This is a genomic window from Amycolatopsis kentuckyensis (assembly GCF_002155975.1).
Classification (GTDB): domain Bacteria; phylum Actinomycetota; class Actinomycetes; order Mycobacteriales; family Pseudonocardiaceae; genus Amycolatopsis; species Amycolatopsis kentuckyensis.
The window spans coordinates 16,127-36,463 of record NZ_MUMI01000328.1; the positions used below are offsets into that span (position 1 = coordinate 16,127).

A 20,337-nucleotide genomic window follows, 5' to 3' on the forward strand; every position below is an offset into this window, starting at 1 on the left:
TCTCCGTTAGGGTCGGCCGGGAGCACATCAGCCGAAGCTGGGGGTCCTGCCATGACCGCGGTCACCGAACTCGCCGACGAGTTCGTCGAAGCGCTGTTCGCCGCCGATCCGCTGACGCCGGCCCTGCTGGGCATCCGCCCGGCGGAGCCCGGCCTGGCGGACCTGTCGGCCGAAGCCGAGCGGGCGTTCCGCGCCCGGCTCGTGGCGTTCCTCGAGCGGGCCCGCGCGCTGGAGACCGCGGACGCCGAGGACCGGGTCACCCGCGAGGTGCTGATCACCACGGCCGAGAACCGGATCGCCTCGATCGACAGCCGGCTGGCCGAATTCGCGGTCACCGACCTGTCCATCGGGCCCGCGGCGGGCCTGCTGATGGCCCTGCCGATGACGACGGTGACTGCGGGCGAGGCCGCGGAGGCCCAGCTCGGCCGGCTCGCCGCGATCCCCGGGTACCTGCGCCAGGCCGCGCGGCGGCACGCCGAGGGCATCGCCGACGGCCTGCTCCCGGTGGCCCACCTGGTCGACGCCGCGGTCGCGCACCTCGACCGCTACCTCGCCGACCCGGCCGCCGATCCGCTGCGCCGCCAGCCCGCCCCGGACGAGGAGTTCGAGCGGCGGCGGGAGGAGCTGCTCGCCGACGTCGTCCGGCCGGCCTTCGCCGAGTACCGCGACTTCCTGATCACCGAGGTCAAGCCGCACGGACGGCCCGCGGACCGGCCCGGCGTGTCGTGGCTGCCCGGCGGTGGGGAGACCTACGTCCGCTTGGCGCGGATGCACACGACCACCGGGCTCACCCCGGAAGAGCTGCACCGGATCGGCCTCGACACGATCGAGGCGCTCGCCGTCGAGTACCGCGAGCTGGGGCTCAAGGTGTTCGGCACCGACGACCTGGCCGCGATCTTCGAGCGCCTGCGCACCGATCCGGAGCTGCGCTGGCGCAGTGCCGACGAGCTGCTGGAGACCGCCCGCACGGCCGTCGCCCGGGCGGCCGCGGAAGCCCCGAAGTGGTTCGGCCGGATCCCGGAGCAGCAGTGCACGGTCGAAGCGGTGCCGGCCGAGGTCGCCCCCGGCGCGCCCGCGGCGTACTACCTGCGCGCGGCCGCCGACGGTTCCCGGCCGGGCATCTACTTCGCGAACACCCACGAAGCCACCGAGCGGTTCCGGCACATGGCCGAGACGACCGCGTTCCACGAAGCCGTGCCGGGCCACCACTTCCAGATCAGCATCGCGCAGGGGCTCACCGAGCTGCCGCTGCTGCGCCGCATCGGCATGTTCAACGCGTACGTCGAGGGCTGGGGGCTCTACAGCGAGCGCCTCGCCGAGGAAATGGGGCTCTACTCCGACGACATCGCCCGGCTCGGCATGCTGGCCGGCGACTCGGTGCGGGCGGGCCGGCTGGTCGTCGACACCGGGCTGCACGCGCTGGGCTGGAGCCGGCAGCAGGCGGTCGGCTACCTGGCCGAGCACACGCCGATGGCGCCGCTGGAGATCGAATCCGAGGTCGACCGCTACATCGCCTGGCCGGGTCAGGCGCTCGGGTACATGGTGGGGCGGCTGGAGATCCAGCGCGCCCGGGCCCGCGCGTCGCAGCGGCTCGGCTCGCGGTTCGACGTCCGCGCGTTCCACGACCTCGTGCTGGCCGGCGGCCAGCTGCCGCTGTCGGTGCTGGCCTCCGTCGTCGACGAGTGGGTGGCCGGGCACGGTGACACCGTCGACGGCCTGGCGAGCGAGCTGGTCGAGCTGTCGTTCGAGCAGGAGCCGCTGCACCCGTCGGTCCTCGGCCTGCCCGGCGACCACGACCGGCTCGGTGACCAGACGCGGGCGGCGCAGGAGCGCTTCCGGACCGGGTACCGCGCCCTCGCGGCCCGGGCGCGGGCGCTGGCCACCGACGGCCTGACGCCGGAGGAAGCCGTCACCCGCGAGGTCGTGATCGCGTCCGCCGAGGTCGAGGCCGACCGGCTCGGCGCGCGGTCCGCCGATCTCGCGGTCAGCGACGGGCTCACGTCGCCCGCCCTCGGGCTGCTGATGTACCTGCCGTACTACAAGCTGGACGACGAGAAGAAGGCGCGCGGCTACCTCGCCCGGCTCGCCGCGATCGAGCCGTTCCTCGCCGAGTTGACCGAGCGGCAGCGCGCGAGCCTCGCCGAAGGCCTGGTGCCACCGGCGTACCTGGCCCGCGTCGGCATCGAGTACATCGGCCGCTACCTGGCCGCGGCGGACACGGACCCGCTGAAGGTGGGCACGACCGCGGCCGTCGAGGGCTTCGACGTCGAGCGCGATCGCCTGCTCGCCGAGGTCGTCCACCCGGCCTACGCGCGGTACCGGGACTTCCTGCGAACGGAGGTCGAGCCGGTCGGGCGGCCCGACACCGCCCCGGGCATCTCCCACGTGCCGGGCGGGGCCGAGCGGTACGCCGCGCTGATCCGCGCGGAGACGACCACCGAGCGCACGGCGCAGGAGCTGCACGAGACCGGGCTGGCGCTGATCGGGAAGCTCGCGGAGGAGTACCGCGAGCTGGGCGCGAAGGTGTTCGGCACCACCGAGCTCGCCGAGATCTTCGAGCGCCTGCGCACCGATCCGGCGTTGCGCTGGCGGGACGGCGAGGAGCTGCTGGCCGCGGCCCGGGACGCGATCGCCCGCGCCGAAGCCGTCGCACCGCGGTGGTTCTCGCGCATCCCGGCCGAGAAGTGCGAGGTCGCGCCGGTGCCGGAGGCCGACGCGGCGAGCGGCACGATCGCGTACTACCTCCAGCCGTCGCTGGACGGGACACGCCCTGGCACGTACTACGCGAACACGCACGAGGCGGAGAAGCGGCCGCGGTTCACCAGCGAGGCGATCGCGTTCCACGAAGCCGTGCCGGGGCACCACTTCCAGCTCAGCCTGGCCCAGGAACTGGGGGACCTGCCGCTGCTGCGGCGGATCGGCATGTTCAACGCCTACGCCGAAGGCTGGGGCCTCTACGCCGAGCGGCTGGCGGACGAGATGGGCCTGTACTCCGACGACGTCTCGCGGCTGGGCATGCTGACGCAGGACTCGATGCGGGCGGGCCGGCTGGTCGTCGACACCGGGCTGCACGCGCTGGGCTGGAGCCGGCAGCAGGCCATCGACTTCCTGGTCGAAAACACGCCGATGGCCCAGCTGGAGATCGAAGCGGAGATCGACCGGTACATCGGCTGGCCGGGGCAGGCCCTGGGCTACATGGTGGGGCGGCTGGAGATCCAGCGGCTGCGTGCCGAAGCCGAGCAGGCGCTGGGCGAGCGCTTCGACATCCGCGGCTTCCACGAAGTCGTGCTGGGCCACGGCATGCTGCCGCTCTCGGCGCTGGCGAAGGTGGTCGAGGACTGGGTGGCCGAGCGGCTCGACACGCCCGATCGGCTGGCCGACGAGCTGGTCGCGCTGGACTTCGAACGGCAGCCGCTGTACCCGTCGGTGTTCGGCCTGCCCGGCGACCACGACCGGCTGCCCGATCCGAGCGCGGAGGAGGCGGCCCGGCTTCGCGCGGGCTACCTCGCGATCGCCGAGCGCGCCGAAGCCGTCGACCCCACCGGGCTGCCCGCCGTCGAGCGCGTCACCCGGGAAGTCGTGCTCTCCCAGGCGAAAGCGGCCATCGACGAGATCGACTCCGGCCGCGCCGACATCTCGGTCAGCGACGGGCTCGGCGCGCCCGCGCTGCAGCTGCTGCTCTACCTGCCGCAGACGGTGCTGGACGACGAGCCGAAGGTCCGCGGCTACCTGAGCCGGCTGGCGGGCCTGGGCGGCTACCTCGACGCGCTGATCGACCGGCAGCGCGCCGCGGCGGCCGAAGGGCTGGTCCCGCCGGACTTTTTGGTGCGCATCGGCGTCGAGTACGTCGACCGCTACCTCGCCGCGCCGGAGAGCGACCCGCTGCGGGTGACACCGCCGTACGCGCTCGAGGGCTTCGAAGCCGAGCGCGACCGCCTGCTCGCGGAGGTCGTCCGGCCCGCGTATGCGCGGTATCGCGCGTTCCTGGCCGACGAGCTCGCGCCGGTGGCCCGGCCCGAGACGTCGCCGGGCATCGGCGCCCTGCCGGGCGGGCCGGAGCGGTACGCCGCGCTGATCCGCGTCGAAACGACCACCGACCGGACGGCGCAGGAGCTGCACGAGACCGGCCTGGCGCTGATCGGGAAGCTCGCGGAGGAGTACCGCGAGCTGGGCGGGAAGCTGTTCGGCACCACGGACCTCGGGGAGATCTTCGACCGGATCCGGACCGACCCGGCGCTGCGCTGGAAGGACGGCGAGGAGCTGCTGGCCGGAGCCCGGGCCGCCATCACGCGCGCGGAAGCCGTGGCCGGGCAGTGGTTCTCGCGGGTGCCGGAGCAGAAGTGCCAGGTGGCGCCGGTGCCGGCGGCCGAAGCCTCCAGCGGCACGATCGCGTACTACCTGCGGCCGTCGCTCGACGGGACGCGTCCGGGTGTCTACTACGCGAACACGCACGAGGCGGAGAAGCGGCCGCGGTTCACCAGCGAGGCGATCGCGTTCCACGAAGCCGTGCCGGGGCACCACTTCCAGCTGTGCCTGGCCCAGGACCTCACCGGCCTGCCGCTGCTGCGCCGGATCGTGCACGTCAACTCCTACGGGGAGGGCTGGGGCCTCTACGCCGAGCGGCTCGCGGACGAGATGGGCCTGTACTCCGACGACGTGTCGCGGCTGGGCATGCTGACGCAGGACTCGATGCGGGCCGGGCGGCTGGTCGTCGACACGGGCCTGCACGCACTCGGGTGGAGCCGGCAGCAGGCGGTCGACTACCTCGCCGAGCACACGCCGATGGCGCGGCTGGAGATCGAGGCGGAGATCGACCGGTACGCGGCCGATCCGGGCCAGGCGCTGGGCTACATGGTGGGGCGGCTGGAGATCCAGCGGCTGCGCGCCGAGGCCGAGCAGGCGCTGGGCGAGGCGTTCGACATCCGCGAGTTCCACGACGTCGTGCTGGGCAGCGGAACCCTGCCGCTGCCGGTGCTGGCCGGCGTGGTCGCCGAGTGGGTGGCCCAGCACCGCGACACGCCCGAGAAGCTCGCCGACGAGTGCCTGGAGCTGATGTTCGAGGCGGAGCCGCTGTTCCCGTCGCTGTACGGCCTGCCGGGCACGCACGACAAGCTCGCCGACCAGACCGCCGAAGCCGCTGCCCGGTTCCGCGCCGGGCTCACCGGTGTCATCGCGCGCGCCGAGGCGATCGACGCGGCGGCGCTGACCCCGGCCGAGCGGGTCACCCGGGACGTCGTGATCTGGCAGGCCCGCACCCAGATCGACGTGCTCGACTCGGGGCGGGCCGACATCGCGGTGAGCGACGGGCTGGACGCGCCGGCCCTCAGGCTGCTGATGCAACTGCCGCAGACGATCCTCGACGACGACGTCAAGGCACGCGGCTACCTGAGCCGGCTCGCCGCGATCGGGACGTACCTGGACCAGGTGATCGAGCGGCAGCGGGCCGCGCTCGCCGAGGGGCTGACGCCGCCGGAGTTCCTGGCGCGCATCGGCGTCGGGTACGTCGAGCGGTACCTCGCCGCCCCGGACACGGATCCGCTGAAGGTGCCGGTCCGCGGCCTCGAGGCCGAGCGCGACCGGTTGCTGGCCGAAGTGGTGCGGCCGGCGTACCGCCGGTACCGGGACTTCCTGGCCGACGAGGTCGTCCCGGTGTCCCGCCCGGAGACCTCGCCGGGGATCGGCGACCTCCCGGGCGGCCCGGAGCGCTACGCGGCCCTGATCCGCGCCGAGACGACGACCGAGCGCACCCCGCAGGACCTGCACGACACGGGCCGGGCGATCATCGAGCGGCTGGCGGCGGAGTACCGCGAGCTGGGCGCGGAGCTGTTCGGCACGACCGAGCTCGCGGAGATCTTCGACCGCATCCGCACGGACCCGGCCCTGCGCTGGCGCGACGGCGACGAGCTGCTGGAATCCGCCCGCGCGACGATCAGCCGGGCGGAAGCCGCGGCGCCCCAGTGGTTCTCGCGGGTGCCGGAGCAGAAGTGCCAGGTGGCCCCGGTGCCCGAGGCGGAAGCCGAAAGCGGCTCGATCGCCTACTACATCGAGCCGTCACTGGACGGTGCCCGGCCGGGCACGTACTACGCGAACACGCGCGACGCGGACCAGCGGCAGCGGACGCTGAGCGAGTCCGTGGCGTTCCACGAAGCGGTGCCGGGCCACCACTTCCAGCTGACGTTGGCCCAGCAGGTGACCGACGTGCCGATGCTGCGCCGGATCGGCATGTTCAACGCGTTCTGCGAAGGCTGGGGCCTGTACGCCGAGCGCCTGGCGGACGAAATGGGCCTGTACTCGGACAGCACGTCCCGGCTCGGCTTGCTCACCCAGGACTCGATGCGCGCCGCCCGGCTGGTGGTGGACACGGGCCTGCACGCCCTGGGCTGGAGCCGCCGGCAGGCGGTGGACTACCTGGTGGAGAACACGCCGATGGCCCGGATCGAGATCGAGGCGGAGATCGACCGCTACGCGGGCCTCCCGGGCCAGGCCCTCAGCTACATGGTGGGCCGCCTGGAGATCGAGCGCCTGCGAGCGGAGGCCGAGAGCGCACTGGGCGACCGGTTCGACATCCGCGAGTTCCACGACACGGTCCTGGGCAGCGGAACCCTGCCCCTCCCGGTCCTGGCGGACGTGGTGGCGAACTGGGTGGCCACCCGCACCGCAAAGGCCCCCAGGTGACAACAGCCGGCGGCCCCCACCGCCGAGCCCAGCCCCACCTGACGGCGGCCGGCTTGGTTGCCGGTGCGGGCCGCCCAAGGCGGGGCGTGCTGGCCGCCGCCGGCGCGGCCCAGCGGCCCGAGGCGGAGCGCGGTGGCGGCCGGCTGGCGGCAAGGACGGCCCGAGGCGGAGTGCCGTGGCGGCCGCCCTGGCGGGCCGAGCGGCCTGGCCGTGCTGCCTCGCGACCGGTCCTGGCGGTGCCTGCCGCGGAAGGCGGGCAGTGATGGCGACGGCAGGCGTGGCTTGCCCGAGGGTGAGCCCGACCGCCGCGGACCTGGCCGGCGCCGCGGGCCGCCCACGGCGATGCTCGATCGTGGCGGCCGCCCCGTCCGGCGGCGCCGCCGACCCGAAGCCCCGCGTGATCGTGGGCGATTACTCGGCGGTGCGAGCCGCCTCGGATGAGGAGTTGACGTGACCTGGCTCGAGCTTGCCGAAGACAGCCCCTTCGGCCTGGACAACCTGCCCTACGGTGTCTTCTCCGTCGGCGGGGCACCCGCGCGGCGGGTCGGCGTGCCCGTCGGCAATCAGGTGCTCGACCTGACCGCCGCGGCCGCCGAAACGGCCGCCGCCTTTGCGCCGCTGCTCACCGCCGGTGTCCTCAACCCGCTGCTGGCCGCCGGGCCCGCCACCTGGCGCGAAGTCCGCTCGAGCCTCACCGAATGGCTGACCGAACCCCGCTACGCCGACCAGCTCCGGCCGCACCTCGTGCCGCTGGCCGAGGTCACCACGCACCTCGCCGTCGAGGTCGCCGACTACGTCGACTTCTACTCCAGCGAGCACCACGCCCTCAACGCCGGCAAGATCTTCCGCCCGGACGCGACCGAGCTTCCGCCCAACTGGAAGCACCTGCCGATCGGCTACCACGGCCGGGCCGGCACCGTCGTCACCTCGGGCACGCCGGTCGTCCGGCCGCACGGGCAGCGCAAGCCCCGCAACGCCGATGCCCCTTCGTTCGGCCCCTCGCAGCGGCTGGACATCGAGGCGGAGGTCGGCTTCGTCGTCGGTACTCCGTCCGCTGCGGGCACCCGGGTGTCCACAGCGGACTTCGCGGACCACGTGTTCGGCGTCTGCCTCGTCAACGACTGGTCGGCGCGGGACATCCAGGCCTGGGAGTACCAGCCGCTGGGCCCGTTCCTCGGCAAGTCGTTCGCGACGTCGGTGTCGCCGTGGATCGTCCCGCTGGCCGCGCTGGAGCACGCGCGCGTCGACGGCCCGCCGCAGGACCCGGAGCCGTTCGAATACCTCCGGACCTCCGAAAAATGGGGGCTGGACCTGGCCCTGGAGATCCGGCTCAACGGTCACCTGGTGTCGAGCCCGCCGTTCGCGACCCAGTACTGGACGGCTCCGCAGCAGCTGGCGCACATGACGGTCAACGGCGCGAGCCTGCGCACGGGCGACCTCTACGCCTCCGGCACGGTGACCGGCCCCGAGCGCGACCAGCGGGGTTCGTTCCTGGAGCTGTCCTGGGGCGGCCAGGAGCCCCTCGAGCTGCCGGGCGGCGTGACGCGCACGTTCCTCGAGGACGGCGACGAGGTGGTGATCAGCGCGACCGCTCCCGGCCCGGGCGGCACGCGCATCGGCTTCGGCGACGTGCGGGGGACGGTGGTCGCGGGCGGATAGTGGCGGTGCCCATACCGGCCGGAGCCGGGCAGCGCGCATAATGACCTGCGACTAAGCGCTTGCTCACCACGGGAGGACGCCCATGAAGATCGGGACCGGGATCAGCTACTCCGGAGGCTTCGCCGAAAGCGTCGCCGACGTCGTCGAACTGGAGAAGGCCGGCCTCGACGTCGTCTTCGTGCCGGAGGCGTACTCGTTCGACGCGGTCAGCCAGCTCGGCTACCTGGCCGCGAAGACCGAGCGCGTCCAGCTGGCGTCCGGCATCTTCCAGATCTACACCCGCACGCCGACGCTGACCGCGATGACCGCGGCGGGCCTCGACTTCGTCTCCGACGGGCGGTTCATCCTCGGGCTCGGGGCGTCCGGCCCTCAGGTCATCGAAGGGTTCCACGGCGTGAAGTACGACGCGCCGCTGGGCCGCACGCGCGAGATCGTCGACGTCTGCCGCCAGGTGTGGCGCCGCGAGCGCGTGGTGCACGAGGGCAAGCACTACACGATCCCGCTGCCGCCCGAGCAGGGCACCGGGCTCGGCAAGCCGCTCAAGCTGATCAACCACCCGGTCCGCGAGCGGATCCCGGTGCTGCTGGCCTCGATCGGGCCGAAGAACGTCGCGCTGACGGCCGAGATCGCCGAGGGCTGGCAGCCGATCTTCTTCCACCCCGAGAAGGCGGCCGACGTCTGGGGCGCGTCCCTCGCCGAAGGCAAGGCCAAGCGCGACGCGGCACTGGGCGAGCTGGACACGTTCGTCACGGTGGCCCTGGCCATCGGCGACGACGTCGAGCCGCTCCTCGACCACGTCCGGCCGGTGCTGGCCCTGTACATCGGCGGCATGGGTGCGCGCGGCAAGAACTTCTACAACGACCTGGCCTGCCGCTACGGCTACGAGGCCGAGGCGAAGCTGATCCAGGACCTGTACCTGGACGGCAAGAAGGAAGAAGCGGCGGCGGCGGTTCCGCTCGAGCTGCTGCGCGCGATCTCCCTGGTCGGCCCGGCGGGGTACGTGAAGGAGCGCGTGGCGGCCTTCGCCGAGGCGGGTGCGACGACGCTGGTGGTGAACCCGCTGCAGCCGGGCCGTGAGGGCCGGGTGGCGGCGGTGTCGCAGCTGCGTGAGCTGATCGGCTGACCTCGCCGCGCCGTGAATGACTCTTTCCTTGCGGTCCCACGCAGGAAAGAGTCATTCACGACCCACCGCGCGTCAGGCCGGGGACGCGTAAACCGCAACCCGCGTCTCGCCGAGCCCCGCGCCGTCATACGTTCCGTCGCTGGTGATCAGCCGCAGCTCCGGCCCCGCCCCGTCCGGCGCCACCAGCGCCCCGTCCGGCTCATCCGCGGGGAACACCGCCGTCCGCCGAACCGTGAAGCGCGCCTCCTGCCCTCGAGCGTCACGCACCGTGATCACCGCTCCCGGCGAGAGCTTGCCCAGGCGCGCGAACGCGCCCGCCGAGTACCCGAAACTCGCGTGCGCGGACAACACCGCCACCCCGGGCGCTCCCGGCACCGGCCCGTCGGCGAACCAGCCGACCCCCAACGCGGTTCCCGGCTGCTCGCGGCGCCCGTCGACGTGACCGAGCGCGATCACGGGAGCCGGCGTCAGGCCCAGTGCCGGGATCAGCACCGTGACCGGCGGAGCTCCGGCCACCGGGGGACGATCCGCCGCCGGGGCGATCGCGGGCGCCGGGGACAGCACCGAGGTCACCCCGAGCAGGACGCAGCCGAGCCCCGCCACGACCGCGAGCACGACCGCGGCCGGCCGCACGAGCCGCTCGGGCCGTTGCATCTCTTTCCCCTGCTCTACGCCGGTTCCGATGTCCGATTAATCGCCGTGCGCACACGGGCGTTACCGAATCGTGTCCGGTTGCACCGTAGTTCACTCGATCGGGTTATCTCACTGTGACCTTCGCGTCAGGAAGGCACGCCCGGAGGGCCTCAATACCGGAAATGCCCGGCGGCGAGCCGTGAGATCGGACATCATTGCTGGTTTCGAGCGGCCGGACTGGGGATATTCAGCAGGCGGAAGTGAGGTGCGCCGAGCAGTGCGAAAAAGAGAAGAGCCCGCGGTGGGCGTGCTGGACGTCGGTTCGTTCAGCGCCCGGCTCGTGGTGGTGCCGGTGGACGGCTCACCCCGCGAGCCGGTGGTCAACCACCAGACGCGGCTGCGCCTGGACCGCGAGCTCGACGTCCGCGGCCGCCTCTCCGATCGCGGCATCGAGGCCGTCACGGCCGCCGTCGCGGCCGGCATGACCACGGCGTACCGCCACGGCGTCAGCGACGTCTACCCCCTGGCCACGTCCTCGATCCGGGACGCGGCCAACGCGGCGGACGTCGTCCGGCACGTCGCCGGCGAAACCGGGGTCGAACTGCGGTTCCTCTCCGGCCGTTGCGAGGCCGAACTGACCTACCTCGCCGCCCGCCGCTGGTACGACGCCGAGCCCGGGCCGATGCTCGTGCTCGACATCGGCGGCGGCACGGTCGAACTGGCCGCCGGCTCCGGCGAAAAAGCCACGTTCGCGCGCTCGCTGCCGCTGGGCGCCCGCTCGATGACGCGGGACTGGCTGCCGTCCGAGCGCGTGTCGAACAAGCAGGTCAAGGCCCTGCGCGCGCACGCCCTCGACGTCGTGACCACCACGCTCGGCGCCGCCGACGTCGACGACCCGCGGGTGGTCGGCTGCTCGAAGGTGCTCCAGCAGCTCGCGCGGCTGGCCGGCGCCCGCCCCGGCAAGTGCAAGGAACTGCGCCTCGGCGACCTCCGGGCGTGGATCCCGCGGCTCGCCGCGCTGCCGCCGTCGAAGCGGGCGGAACTGCCGGGCATCTCGCGCAGCCGCGCCCACCAGGCGCTGGCCGGCGCGATCGTCGCGGAAGCCCTGCTGACCGTCGCCGGCGGCAAGGTGACGATCTGCCCCTGGTCGACCCGCGACGGCCTGCTGCTCACCCTGCAGGACAAGGCGCGGGCCGCGGCGGGCAAGCGCGCGGCCTGATCCCGCTGGCCGTCGCCGGGAAAACCGGGTATTCCGGAAGGCATGAGCGAGCAGCAGCGCCGCCACGGCCGCGACGAAGAAGACGAAGAGCTCCCGAAGCTCCCGACCCCCGGCAAGCTGACCCACGACGTGCCGACCGCACCGGATCCGGACGTGAGCCCGGGTGGGACCGAGGAAGTCCCGGCCCCACCCGCACGCGAGGCCGCTAGCGACCTTCCTCGGTGATCGGGTTCGCCGGCTCCGCGTACTGACGCACCGCCTCCGAGTCGCGCCGCATCGGCGCGCGGCCGGGAGGCTGCTTCGGCGGTGTGCCGGGGTCGACCTTCGGGACCGCGTACCGCCGCGGCTCCGCCGTGACGGTGATGCGCTCGCCGTGGTGCAGCACTTCCAGCGGTGGACCGGCGATGACGTGGTACGTGGCCTGGTCGGGGTCGATCTCGACCTGAAACCGGGTGCCCCGGAACATCAGGCGGAAGGTGATCCGCCCCAGCTGCGGGGGCAGCCGCGGCGCGAAGGCCAGCGTCCCGCCGTGGTCGCGCAGGCCGCCGAACCCGGCCACCGCGCCCTGCCACGCCCCGGCCAGGGACGCCATGTGCAGGCCGTTGCGCACGTTGTTGTGGACGTCGTGCAGGTCGGTCAGCGCGGCTTCGGCGAGGTAGTCGTAGGCCAGCTCCAGGTGCCCCACCTCGGCCGCGATGACCGCCTGCGTCCCCGCCGACAGCGAAGAATCGCGCACGGTCCGTGCTTCGTAGTAGGCGAAGTTGCGGGCTTTCTCCTCCGCGCTGAAGGAATCGCCGCACAGGTGCAGCGCCAGCACCAGGTCCGCCTGCTTGACGACCTGCTTGCGGTAGAGGTCGAAGTACGGGAAGTGCAGCAGCAGCGGGTAGTGCGCCTGGTCGGTGCCCTCGTAGTCCCACTCGTCGTGGTCGAGGAAGCCCTCCGACTGCGGGTGCACGCCCAGTTCTTCGTCGTAGGGCAGGAACATCGCCGCCGCGGCCGCGCGCCAGGAGTCCAGCTCGACGGTGTCGACGCCGAACCGCGCGGCCACGCCCGCGTGCCGCTCGCACGACTCGGCCGCCGCCTGCAGGTTCCGGCGCGCCATCAGGTTCGTGTAGACGTTGTTGTCCGCCACCGCCGAGTACTCGTCCGGCCCGGTGACGCCGTCGATGCGGAACGCGCCGTGCCGGTCGTGGTGGCCCAGCGACGCCCACAGCCGCGCGGTTTCCAGCAGCAGCTCGGTGCCGTAGTCGCGTTCGAACTCCTCGTCGCCGGTCGCGTTGAGGTAGCGCACGACCGCGTCGGCGATGTCCGCGCTGACGTGGAACGCCGCCGTGCCCGCCGGCCAGTACGCCGAGCACTCGGCGCCGTTGATCGACCGCCACGGGAACGCCGCGCCGCGCAACCCCAGCTGGTGCGCGCGTTCCCGCGCTTTGTCCATTGTGGAGTGACGCCAGCGCAGGGCGTCGCGCGCCGCGTCCGGGATGGTGTAGGTCAGCACCGGCAGGACGAAGGATTCGGTGTCCCAGAAGGCGTGCCCGTCGTAGCCGGGCCCGGTCAGCCCCTTGCCGGCGATCGCGCGGCTCTCGCCGCGGGCCCCGGCCTGCAGGATGTGGAAGAGGGCGAAGCGGACGGCCTGCTGCAGTTCCGGATCGCCCTCGATCTCGATGTCCGACGTGGTCCAGTAGTCGTCCAGGAACTCGCGCTGCTCGGTGAGCAGGCCCTTCCAGCCGGTCTGGCGGGCACCGGCCAGCGCCGCCTCGACCTGCGAGCGCAGTGCCGGCACCGAGCGCTGCGCGGACCAGCCGTAGGCGAGGAACTTGGTGATCCGCAGCCGGCCGCCCTTGGGCACGTCGACCGCGACGGTCAGCCGCGCGAGGTCCTCCTCGGCGTGGATGCGGGCGCGGATCCCGTCGTCCACCTCGATCTTGTGGTCCATCGCCGCGGCCATCCGCAGCCCGGACCGGCGGGTCCGGTGCACCAGCACGGCGTTGTACTCCGACGCGCGGTGGAACTCACTCACCAGCGGTGCCTCCAGCGCCGCGGCCACCCGCGGGTCGCTGGTGTCGGATTCGATCGGCTCGTTGGCCAGCAGGTCGGACTGGACGACCAGCTGCAGGTCCTCGTCGAGCGGCTCGACCTCGTACCGGATCGCGGCGATCGCGCGCTGGGTGAACGACACCAGCCGCTCGGTGCGCACGCGGACCCGCCGCCCGGTCGGCGACGACCATTCGGTGGTCCGGCTCAGCGTGCCCTTGCGGAAGTCCAGCACGCGGTCGTGCGCGGTGGCCGCGCCGTAGCGCATGTCGAGCGGTTCGTCCTCGACGAGCAGCCGGATGATCTTGCCGTCGGTCACGTTGACGACGGTCTGCCCCTCTTCGGGGTAGCCGTAGCCCGCTTCGGCGTAGGGGAGTTCGTGCTGCTCGTAGAAGCCGTTGAGGTAGGTGCCGGGCAGCCCGCGCGGCTCGGCCTCCTCGAGGGTGCCGCGCAGGCCGATGTGGCCGTTGGACACCGCGAACGCCGATTCGGTGCGCTGCAGGGCGTCGACGTCCATGCCGCGCCAGCGCAGGGCCCACGGCGAGCATTCGTAGCCGTGCGGTTCGGTCATCGGTCCTCCAGGAGGTCGGCGAGGTCGTCGACGACGATGTCGGCCCCGTGGGCCTCGAGCGCGGCGGCCTGGTCGGCCCGGTTCACGCCCACGACGTAGCCGAAGCCGCCGGCCTTCCCGGCCTGGACGCCGGACTGGGCGTCCTCGAACACGGCCGCGTGCGCGGGTTCGACGCCGAGGGCCGCGGCGCCGGCCAGGAACGAGTCCGGGGCCGGCTTGCCGCGCAGGTGGCGTTCGCGGATGACGATGCCGTCGATGCGCGCCTCGACGTACTTGCTCAGGTCGGCGCCGTCGAGGACCTTCGCGCCGTTCGCCGACGACGTCACGACGGCGATCCGCAGCCCGGCGGCCTTGGCCGCTTCGAGGTAGCGCACCGAACCCGGGTACGGGTTGACGCCGCGCTCGTCGATGATCTTGAGGACGAGTTCGTTCTTGCGGTTGCCCACGCCGTTGACGGTCGGGGCGTCCACCGGGTCGTCCGGTTCGCCTTCGGGCAGCACGATCCCCCGTGACCGCAGGAACTCCCGCACGCCGTCGGCGCGGGGGCGGCCGTCCACAAAGGCCGCGTAGTCGTGGTCGGTGAACTCCGCGAACCCGGCGCCGTCGCGGGTGCGGAGGAATTCGTCGAACGTCCGCTTCCAGGCCTCGCGGTGGAGGACCGCCGTGCCGGTCAATACTCCGTCGAGGTCGAACAGGCAGGCGGTGATGGTCTCGGGCAATCCCGTCATGCCCGCACGCTACCGGTCTTTGGTTGTGTTCGCGGGTTGTTCGGAGTGGGGCCGCACCCGATGGATGAGTTCGTGCACGGTCGCGTCGGCGAGCCGGTACCGCACCACGCGGCCGGTGCGCTGCGGTGTGACCAGCCCGTGTGCCCGCAGCAGCCGCAGGGCCTGCGACACCGCGGTGTCGGTCATGCCGGTGGCGGCGGCGAGGTCGGTGACGCTGATCTCGCGGGCGTAGTGGATGGAGACCAGCAGCGCCAGCCGCGAGGGGTCGGCGACCACGGAGAAGCGCCGGGCCCACTCGTCGATGACGGCGCGGTCGCCCAGTCCGTCGACCGCCGCCGCGACGCGTTCCGGGTCGATCAGCTTGCGGTCGGTGCTCACCCCCGGATGATTCCACCCTCGCCGCGGGCGGACCACCGGTGGTGTGGGTCACGACGCGCTTGACGCTCGCGTTCCCGCGGGCGACGCTGGCGTTAAGACAGTTGTCATAATCGAGGAGCCCGCATGACCGACGTCGAAGCCCCGGTCCGTTCGAAGACCATCACGTGGCAGGACCCCCTGGAGACGGCCCGGCTCGGCGCGACGATGTCCGGCCTGGAGTACATGCGGGCGATCGCCGAGGGCCGCGTCCCGCCGGCGCCGATCGCCGAACACTTCGGCATGCGGTGGGAAAGCATCGAACCCGGCGAGGTCGTCGCGGTCGCCGAGCCGGACGAGTCCCTGTACAACCCGATCGGCATGGTGCACGGCGGGGTGGCGGCGACGATGCTGGACTCGGTGGTCGGCTGCGCGGTCCACACGACGCTCCCGGCCGGCGTCGGCTACGCGTCGGTGGAGCTGAAGGTGAGCTACCTGCGCGCGATCCACGCCGGCCGCGGGGAAATCCGCGCGACCGGCCGCGTGGTCAAGGAGGGCTCCCGGATCGCCTTCGCCGAGGGGGAGATCCGCGACGCCGAAGGCAAGCTGCTGGCCACGGCGTCGGGGACCTGCGTCATCACGCGCTGATCGGCTGCTTGACGTCCCAGTGCTCGACGAGCAGGCCGTCCTCGACGCGCAGGATGTCGACGATGGCGGTCCCGGCCACGTGCAGGTGCGCGACGACGAGGTCGTCCTCCGCGACGACGTGCTTGAGCACCGCGCTCGCGCCGGCCAGCGGCGAGTTCTTCACGGCGTCGGTGAACGCCTCGCGGCCGGAGGGCAGCCCGGGGCTGTGGGTGACGAAATCGGGGTGGAGCGCGGCCATTGCCGCGTCGAAGTCCTGGCGCACGAACAGGTTCTCCAGGCAGTCGACGACGATCATGCGGTTCTTCGCGGATTCGCTCATGCGCCGATCGTCGGCCTTCCGGGCGACGGCGTCGATTACGCCGGAGGTAGTCAGCGCGGCGGCCGGACCCGCCGGGCGCGGATCGCGTCGCCGCCGCCGTAGCGGCCGATGACCGCGGCCAGGAGGGCGCGCGCGTCTTCGACCCGGCCGGCGCCGTACTCGGTGACCAGTTCCTCCTGGAGTTCCTGCCGCAGCGCCCGCGTCGCTTCGACGGCGGCCAGCGCGTGGTCGGTCAGGTGCAGCAGTTTCGTGCGCGCGTCCGCCGGGTCGGCCTCGCGGCGCACCAGCCCCCGGCGTTCGAGGTCCGCGACCGCCTTCGACGCGGCCTGCTGGGTCACGCCCATCCGCTCGGCCAGCGCGGTGATGGACAGCGGCGCGGCCAGGACGTGCTGGATGACGACGCCGTCGTTGAAGCGCAGGTCGCCGAAGCCGCGGGTCGCGAGCCGCCGCTGGACCTCGTCCGTCATCGCCCAGCCGGCGAAGAGGGCCGTCAGTGACAGGTCGAGGCTCTCGGCGGTAGGATGCACAACCATGGTTGTGGAATCTAGCGGAGTGCCGGCGGAACTGGCGGAAGCGTTCGTCCGCGTGGCGCACCGGATCGTCTGGTGCACCTTGGCGACGGTCGACCGGCGCGGCCGCCCGCGGTCCCGGGTCGTCCACCCGATCTGGGAGCACACGCCGGACGGCCTGGTCGGCCGGCTGTTCACCCGGCCGACGCCGGTGAAGCTCGCGCACCTGGCGGTGTCGCCGTACGTGTCGTGCTCGTACTGGGACCCGCAGCACGAGGTGGCGGTGGCGGAGTGCCGCGCGGAGTTCGAGGACGACGAGGAGACGCGCAAGAACCTGTGGGACCTGTTCGCGGCCACGCCCGGGCCGCTGGGCTACGACCCGAAAATCCTCGGCGGCGAGGACCACCGGGACCCGAAGATCACGGTCCTGCGCTTGACACCCTGGCGCATCTCGGCCGGCGGCGAGGCCTGGCGCGCGGCTTAGGCGGCACCCACGCGGCGGTCGAACACCAGCCCTTCGGCCGCCCGCAGGCCCACGCTGATCGCGCCGGCCAGCACCGCGTCTTCGCCCAGCTCACCCTGGACCACCTTCGGCACCAGCGGCGTGAACGCCCGCAGCGCCCGGTCGATCGGCTCCAGCAGCAGGTCCGCCGCCGTGCCCATGCCGCCGCCCAGGACGATCAGTTCCGGGTCGATCACCGCTGCCACCGAGGCCACGGTGTAGGCGAGGCGATCCGCTTCCGCCGCCAGAGCCTGCCGCGCCAGCTCGTCGCCTTCGCGGGCCAGGCGGAACACCTCACGGGCCGATTTCGCCGTGCCCAGGCCGAGTTCGCGGGCACCCTGGACGACCGACTGGGCCGCCGTCGCCTCTTCGAGGTGGCCGCGGGCCGGGGGTGTGCTCGGCTCGTCGGCCGCGCGCGTGCGGCCGTACGGGAGGTAGCCGATCTCGCCCGCCGCCCCGGTCGCGCCGCGGAACACCCGGCCGTCGACCATCAGGCCCATGCCGACGCCGGTGCCGATCGTGATGCAGCCGAACACCGACGCGCCGCGCGCGGCCCCGCTTTCCCACTCGCCGACCGCGGTGAGATTCGCGTCGTTCTCGACCATCAGGTCCGGGCCCAGTGCCGCCTCGAGGTCGTCGATCAGTCCCGCCCGGCCCCAGCCCGGCAGGTTCGGCGCGTGCCGGAAGCACCGCTTCTCCGGATCGGCGACGCCGGGGGAGCCGACCACGCGGACAACGATGTCGCCCGCCGAAAGCCCGGCCTCCGCGACCGCCGCGGCCGCGATCTTCCCGACCGCCGTCACCAGCGCCGCCCCGGACCGCGCCGTGTTGCGCTCGTCGCGGCGCACCACCAGCGTGCGGCCGAGGTCCGACACCGCGACCCGCAGGTGCTCGCGGCCGATGTCGACGCCCAGCACGTACCCGGCGGTGGGGTCGGCTTCGTACAGCACGGCCGAGCGTCCGGTGCCGGTGGACGTCTGCCCGGTCGGGCGCGCCAGCCCGGCCGCCTCCAGCGCGAGCAGCGCCTGGCTGACCGTCGGCTTCGACAGCCCGGTGTCCTTCGCCACCTGCGGCCGGGTCGCCGGCCCGCCGCGGCGCAGCAGGTCGAGCACCGCCCGCTGGTTGATCTTGCGCATCCCGGCGGGGGTACCGACCGTGGGGATCTCTACGCCGGCCACCCGTGCCCGCCTCCTGTCGTCCTCGTGCTGCCTGCCACGCTAGCCGTCCCGGCCCGGATCCCGGCGGAATACCCGCACTTCGCGGCCCGTTGAGCGGAGCATGAACACTCCGGGACGCGGCCGGGTCCGCGTGGTACAGGGCGCGAAGCGGGTACGGGTGTTCCTCGGCGGGCAGATCGTCGCGGACACGGTGCACCCCCTCCTGGTGTGGGAAGTTCCGTACTACCCCACGTACTACATCCCGCGCGCGGACGTCGTGAGCGGTGTTCTCACCCCCTCCGGCCGGACGGCGCACTCGCCGAGCCGCGGAGAAGCTGTTCTGTCGACGATAAAGGGTGCCGCAGCCGAGGCGGTGGACGGCGCGCTGGAGTACCCGGATTCCCCGATCGAAGAGCTCCGCGGCCACGTCCGCTTCGAGTTCGCCGCGTTCGACTGGTTCGAAGAGGACGAGCAGATCTTCACCCACCCCCGCGACCCGGGCGTCCGCGTCGACGTCCTGCCGAGCTCACGCCACGTGCGGATCGAGGTCGACGGCGTGCCGGTGGCGGACTCGGTGCGGCCGCACCTGCTGTTCGAGACCGGCCTGCCGACCCGCTACTACCTGCCCCGCGTGGACGTCCGGATGGACCTGCTGGCGAAGATCGACGTGGTCACGCACTGCCCCTACAAGGGCGCCGCCGAGCACTTCGACGTGGCCGGGCACCAGGACCTCGCCTGGAGCTACCCGACGCCGCTGCCCGAGAGCATCCGGGCCGCGGGACTGGTGGCGTTCCTCGACGAGAAGGTGGACGTGTACGTGGACGGCGTCCGGCAGGAACGCCCGAAGACGAAGTTCGCCTGACCCTCGTATAACGCCCTATACCTCAGGCGGCGTGTCGGCCGTGGGCGTGCCGCCGGAACGGGCGGGGACGCGGCCGTCCCGCCGCCGGGGCGTCCACAGTGGACCCCGACGTCGCGGCGCCGTCGTCGGCGGTGGCGGCCGGGAGCGGGGCGCCCCGGTCCCGGTGGCCCCGGTGCACCGCGTACAGCAACGCCAGCCCGAGCACCACGAGCAGGTGCGTCGACAGCCGGGACAGCGTCACCTGGCCCGCCGCCAGGTCGCCCGCCGAGAACACCAGCAGCACCCCGACGAACCCCGTCAGCAGCGGCAGCTGGCCGCCCGCCGTCCGGGGGAGGAGGGCCGCCGTCAGCAGGCCGATGCCCACCGCCAGGTTCCACGCGCCGGTTTCGTGGCCGAGGTGGACGCCGCCGTGGGCCGTTCCGAGCAGTTCGGCGAACGCCAGCCCCAGCTGGGCGATCGCCACCGCCGCCAGTGCGATCCGCCGTCCCCAGCGCTCACCGGACGGCGCCGGCGTCCGCTCGAGGATCGCCGCGGTCAGGTCGGGCACCGGCGGGGCCGGGCGCAGCAGCATCGCGCGTCGCAGCCGTTCAGCGCCGGTGAGCCATGCCCGGCACTCCGCACAGGACGCCAGGTGCTCATCGGGCGAAACCGGCTCGGCCTCGCCGTCCAATCGCGCCGACAGGGCTTCACGGCAGTCCTCGCACCTCATGGTCCGGTAGTCGGACGGCGGATCCGGAAAGTTCCCGGTCACTGCTAAGTTCCGGATCATGACCCACCGTGAGGACGACGACCGCGTCACCGCCCTGGCGCTCTCCGCCGGTCGCGGCGACCAGCGCGCGCTGGAAGCGTGGGTCCGCGCCACCCAGGCCGACGTCTGGCGCTTCCTCGCCCACCTCACCGACACCGCCGCGGCCGACGACCTGACGCAGGAGACCTATCTCCGCGCCTTCGGCAGCCTTCGCCGCTTCGCGGGACGCTCGTCTTCGCGGACCTGGCTGCTGTCCATCGCGCGCCGCGTCGTCGTCGACCAGATCCGGGCCGCCGGCGCGCGGCCCAAGATCGCCGACACCGACTGGGAGGCCGCCGCCGAGCGCACCCGCGATCCGGGCGCCGGCTTCGAGGACCTCGTCGAACTGCGCCTGCTGCTCGACGGGCTGGAGCCGGACCGGCGCGAGGTGCTCGTCCTGACCCAGGTGCTCGGGCTGTCCTACGCCGAGGCGGCCGACGTCTGCGGCTGCCCGGTCGGCACCGTCCGCTCCCGCGTCGCCCGGGCCCGGGAGGACCTGATCCAGGCCCGGCGCGCCCGCGGGGCCGGCTGAACCAGGCCGTACCCCCATCCGGCGC

General features: G+C 73.0%; 17 protein-coding genes. 9 read left to right on the top strand and 8 right to left on the bottom strand.

Annotated features, from left to right (window positions below):
* The first annotated feature begins 51 nt into the window (after positions 1–51).
* From CCN39_RS29525 to CCN39_RS29540, 3 genes are all read left to right on the top strand, one after another.
* Positions 52–6,675: a DUF885 domain-containing protein gene (locus CCN39_RS29525; protein WP_086847469.1), complete on the top strand. Its 6,624-nt coding sequence runs from the start codon at positions 52–54 to the stop codon at positions 6,673–6,675.
* Positions 6,676–7,125: 450 nt separating this feature from the next.
* The gene (fahA, locus tag CCN39_RS29535) at positions 7,126–8,334 is read left to right on the top strand and encodes a fumarylacetoacetase (protein ID WP_086847473.1); all 1,209 of its coding nucleotides are present in this window, start codon (positions 7,126–7,128) and stop codon (positions 8,332–8,334) included.
* 82 nt (positions 8,335–8,416) lie between these two features.
* Positions 8,417–9,457, top strand: a complete 1,041-nt coding sequence (locus CCN39_RS29540; RefSeq protein ID WP_086847475.1) for an LLM class F420-dependent oxidoreductase — start codon at positions 8,417–8,419, stop codon at positions 9,455–9,457.
* 72 nt (positions 9,458–9,529) lie between these two features.
* Here the strand turns inward: CCN39_RS29540 and CCN39_RS29545 are convergent, their stop codons facing one another.
* The gene (locus CCN39_RS29545) at positions 9,530–10,111 is read right to left on the bottom strand and encodes a class F sortase (RefSeq protein WP_086847477.1); all 582 of its coding nucleotides are present in this window, start codon (positions 10,109–10,111) and stop codon (positions 9,530–9,532) included.
* A 256-nt stretch (positions 10,112–10,367) separates the two neighbouring features.
* On the opposite strand from CCN39_RS29545, the gene CCN39_RS29550 reads away from it, so the two are divergent.
* Together CCN39_RS29550 and CCN39_RS29555 are read left to right on the top strand one after the other, a co-directional pair.
* On the top strand, positions 10,368–11,309 hold the full coding sequence (locus CCN39_RS29550; RefSeq protein ID WP_208630443.1) for a Ppx/GppA phosphatase family protein: 942 nt from the start codon (positions 10,368–10,370) through the stop codon (positions 11,307–11,309).
* A gap of 42 nt (positions 11,310–11,351) precedes the next feature.
* Positions 11,352–11,534, top strand: a complete 183-nt coding sequence (locus CCN39_RS29555) for a hypothetical protein (protein WP_086847480.1) — start codon at positions 11,352–11,354, stop codon at positions 11,532–11,534.
* Here CCN39_RS29555 and CCN39_RS29560 read toward each other — a convergent pair.
* From CCN39_RS29560 to CCN39_RS29570, 3 genes are read right to left on the bottom strand one after another with little or no spacing between them, the layout of a single operon-like run.
* Positions 11,515–13,914: a glycoside hydrolase family 65 protein gene (locus tag CCN39_RS29560; protein WP_086847482.1), complete on the bottom strand. Its 2,400-nt coding sequence runs from the start codon at positions 13,912–13,914 to the stop codon at positions 11,515–11,517. The genes CCN39_RS29555 and CCN39_RS29560 overlap by 20 nt on opposite strands.
* The gene (locus tag CCN39_RS29565) at positions 13,911–14,642 is read right to left on the bottom strand and encodes an HAD family hydrolase (protein WP_086847484.1); all 732 of its coding nucleotides are present in this window, start codon (positions 14,640–14,642) and stop codon (positions 13,911–13,913) included. Before CCN39_RS29565 ends, CCN39_RS29560 begins: the two co-directional genes overlap by 4 nt.
* A gap of 9 nt (positions 14,643–14,651) precedes the next feature.
* Complete coding sequence (locus tag CCN39_RS29570) at positions 14,652–15,020, bottom strand: ArsR/SmtB family transcription factor (protein WP_086847486.1); 369 nt, start codon at positions 15,018–15,020, stop codon at positions 14,652–14,654.
* Positions 15,021–15,143: 123 nt separating this feature from the next.
* On the opposite strand from CCN39_RS29570, the gene CCN39_RS29575 reads away from it, so the two are divergent.
* The gene (locus CCN39_RS29575; protein WP_086847487.1) at positions 15,144–15,644 is read left to right on the top strand and encodes a PaaI family thioesterase; all 501 of its coding nucleotides are present in this window, start codon (positions 15,144–15,146) and stop codon (positions 15,642–15,644) included.
* Here the strand turns inward: CCN39_RS29575 and CCN39_RS29580 are convergent.
* Together CCN39_RS29580 and CCN39_RS29585 are read right to left on the bottom strand one after the other, a co-directional pair.
* Positions 15,634–15,963 carry a nuclear transport factor 2 family protein gene (locus tag CCN39_RS29580; protein ID WP_086847489.1) on the bottom strand — a complete coding sequence of 110 codons (330 nt, stop codon included), beginning with the start codon at positions 15,961–15,963 and terminating at the stop codon, positions 15,634–15,636. The genes CCN39_RS29575 and CCN39_RS29580 overlap by 11 nt on opposite strands.
* A gap of 50 nt (positions 15,964–16,013) precedes the next feature.
* Complete coding sequence (locus CCN39_RS29585) at positions 16,014–16,496, bottom strand: MarR family winged helix-turn-helix transcriptional regulator (RefSeq protein ID WP_086847491.1); 483 nt, start codon at positions 16,494–16,496, stop codon at positions 16,014–16,016.
* Between CCN39_RS29585 and CCN39_RS29590 the strand changes: the two genes are divergently transcribed.
* Complete coding sequence (locus CCN39_RS29590) at positions 16,495–16,956, top strand: pyridoxamine 5'-phosphate oxidase family protein (protein WP_086847494.1); 462 nt, start codon at positions 16,495–16,497, stop codon at positions 16,954–16,956. The genes CCN39_RS29585 and CCN39_RS29590 overlap by 2 nt on opposite strands.
* Here the strand turns inward: CCN39_RS29590 and CCN39_RS29595 are convergent.
* Positions 16,953–18,152: an ROK family transcriptional regulator gene (locus tag CCN39_RS29595; RefSeq protein ID WP_086847496.1), complete on the bottom strand. Its 1,200-nt coding sequence runs from the start codon at positions 18,150–18,152 to the stop codon at positions 16,953–16,955. The two genes, CCN39_RS29590 and CCN39_RS29595, sit on opposite strands and share 4 nt — an antisense overlap.
* A 100-nt stretch (positions 18,153–18,252) precedes the next feature.
* On the opposite strand from CCN39_RS29595, the gene CCN39_RS29600 reads away from it, so the two are divergent.
* Positions 18,253–18,993: a DUF427 domain-containing protein gene (locus CCN39_RS29600; protein WP_208630444.1), complete on the top strand. Its 741-nt coding sequence runs from the start codon at positions 18,253–18,255 to the stop codon at positions 18,991–18,993.
* A gap of 22 nt (positions 18,994–19,015) precedes the next feature.
* Here CCN39_RS29600 and CCN39_RS29605 read toward each other — a convergent pair whose 3' ends face one another.
* Positions 19,016–19,702 carry a zf-HC2 domain-containing protein gene (locus tag CCN39_RS29605; RefSeq protein ID WP_167455212.1) on the bottom strand — a complete coding sequence of 229 codons (687 nt, stop codon included), beginning with the start codon at positions 19,700–19,702 and terminating at the stop codon, positions 19,016–19,018.
* A 58-nt stretch (positions 19,703–19,760) separates the two neighbouring features.
* Here CCN39_RS29605 and sigC point away from each other — a divergent pair, with 58 nt between their 5' ends.
* The gene (gene sigC, locus CCN39_RS29610) at positions 19,761–20,312 is read left to right on the top strand and encodes an RNA polymerase sigma factor SigC (RefSeq protein ID WP_086847501.1); all 552 of its coding nucleotides are present in this window, start codon (positions 19,761–19,763) and stop codon (positions 20,310–20,312) included.
* Positions 20,313–20,337: the final 25 nt, after the last annotated feature.

Coding starts and splice junctions, on each gene's coding strand:
- CCN39_RS29525 (WP_086847469.1), top strand. CDS start 52: ATGACCGCGGTCACCGAACTCGCCGACGAGTTCGTCGAAGCGCTGTTC.
- CCN39_RS29540 (WP_086847475.1), top strand. CDS start 8,417: ATGAAGATCGGGACCGGGATCAGCTACTCCGGAGGCTTCGCCGAAAGC.
- CCN39_RS29545 (WP_086847477.1), bottom strand. CDS start 10,111: ATGCAACGGCCCGAGCGGCTCGTGCGGCCGGCCGCGGTCGTGCTCGCG.
- CCN39_RS29555 (WP_086847480.1), top strand. CDS start 11,352: ATGAGCGAGCAGCAGCGCCGCCACGGCCGCGACGAAGAAGACGAAGAG.
- CCN39_RS29560 (WP_086847482.1), bottom strand. CDS start 13,914: ATGACCGAACCGCACGGCTACGAATGCTCGCCGTGGGCCCTGCGCTGG.
- CCN39_RS29565 (WP_086847484.1), bottom strand. CDS start 14,642: ATGACGGGATTGCCCGAGACCATCACCGCCTGCCTGTTCGACCTCGAC.
- CCN39_RS29575 (WP_086847487.1), top strand. CDS start 15,144: ATGACCGACGTCGAAGCCCCGGTCCGTTCGAAGACCATCACGTGGCAG.
- CCN39_RS29580 (WP_086847489.1), bottom strand. CDS start 15,963: ATGAGCGAATCCGCGAAGAACCGCATGATCGTCGTCGACTGCCTGGAG.
- CCN39_RS29590 (WP_086847494.1), top strand. CDS start 16,495: ATGGTTGTGGAATCTAGCGGAGTGCCGGCGGAACTGGCGGAAGCGTTC.
- CCN39_RS29585 (WP_086847491.1), bottom strand. CDS start 16,496: ATGGTTGTGCATCCTACCGCCGAGAGCCTCGACCTGTCACTGACGGCC.
- CCN39_RS29600 (WP_208630444.1), top strand. CDS start 18,253: ATGAACACTCCGGGACGCGGCCGGGTCCGCGTGGTACAGGGCGCGAAG.
- CCN39_RS29605 (WP_167455212.1), bottom strand. CDS start 19,702: ATGAGGTGCGAGGACTGCCGTGAAGCCCTGTCGGCGCGATTGGACGGC.
- sigC (WP_086847501.1), top strand. CDS start 19,761: ATGACCCACCGTGAGGACGACGACCGCGTCACCGCCCTGGCGCTCTCC.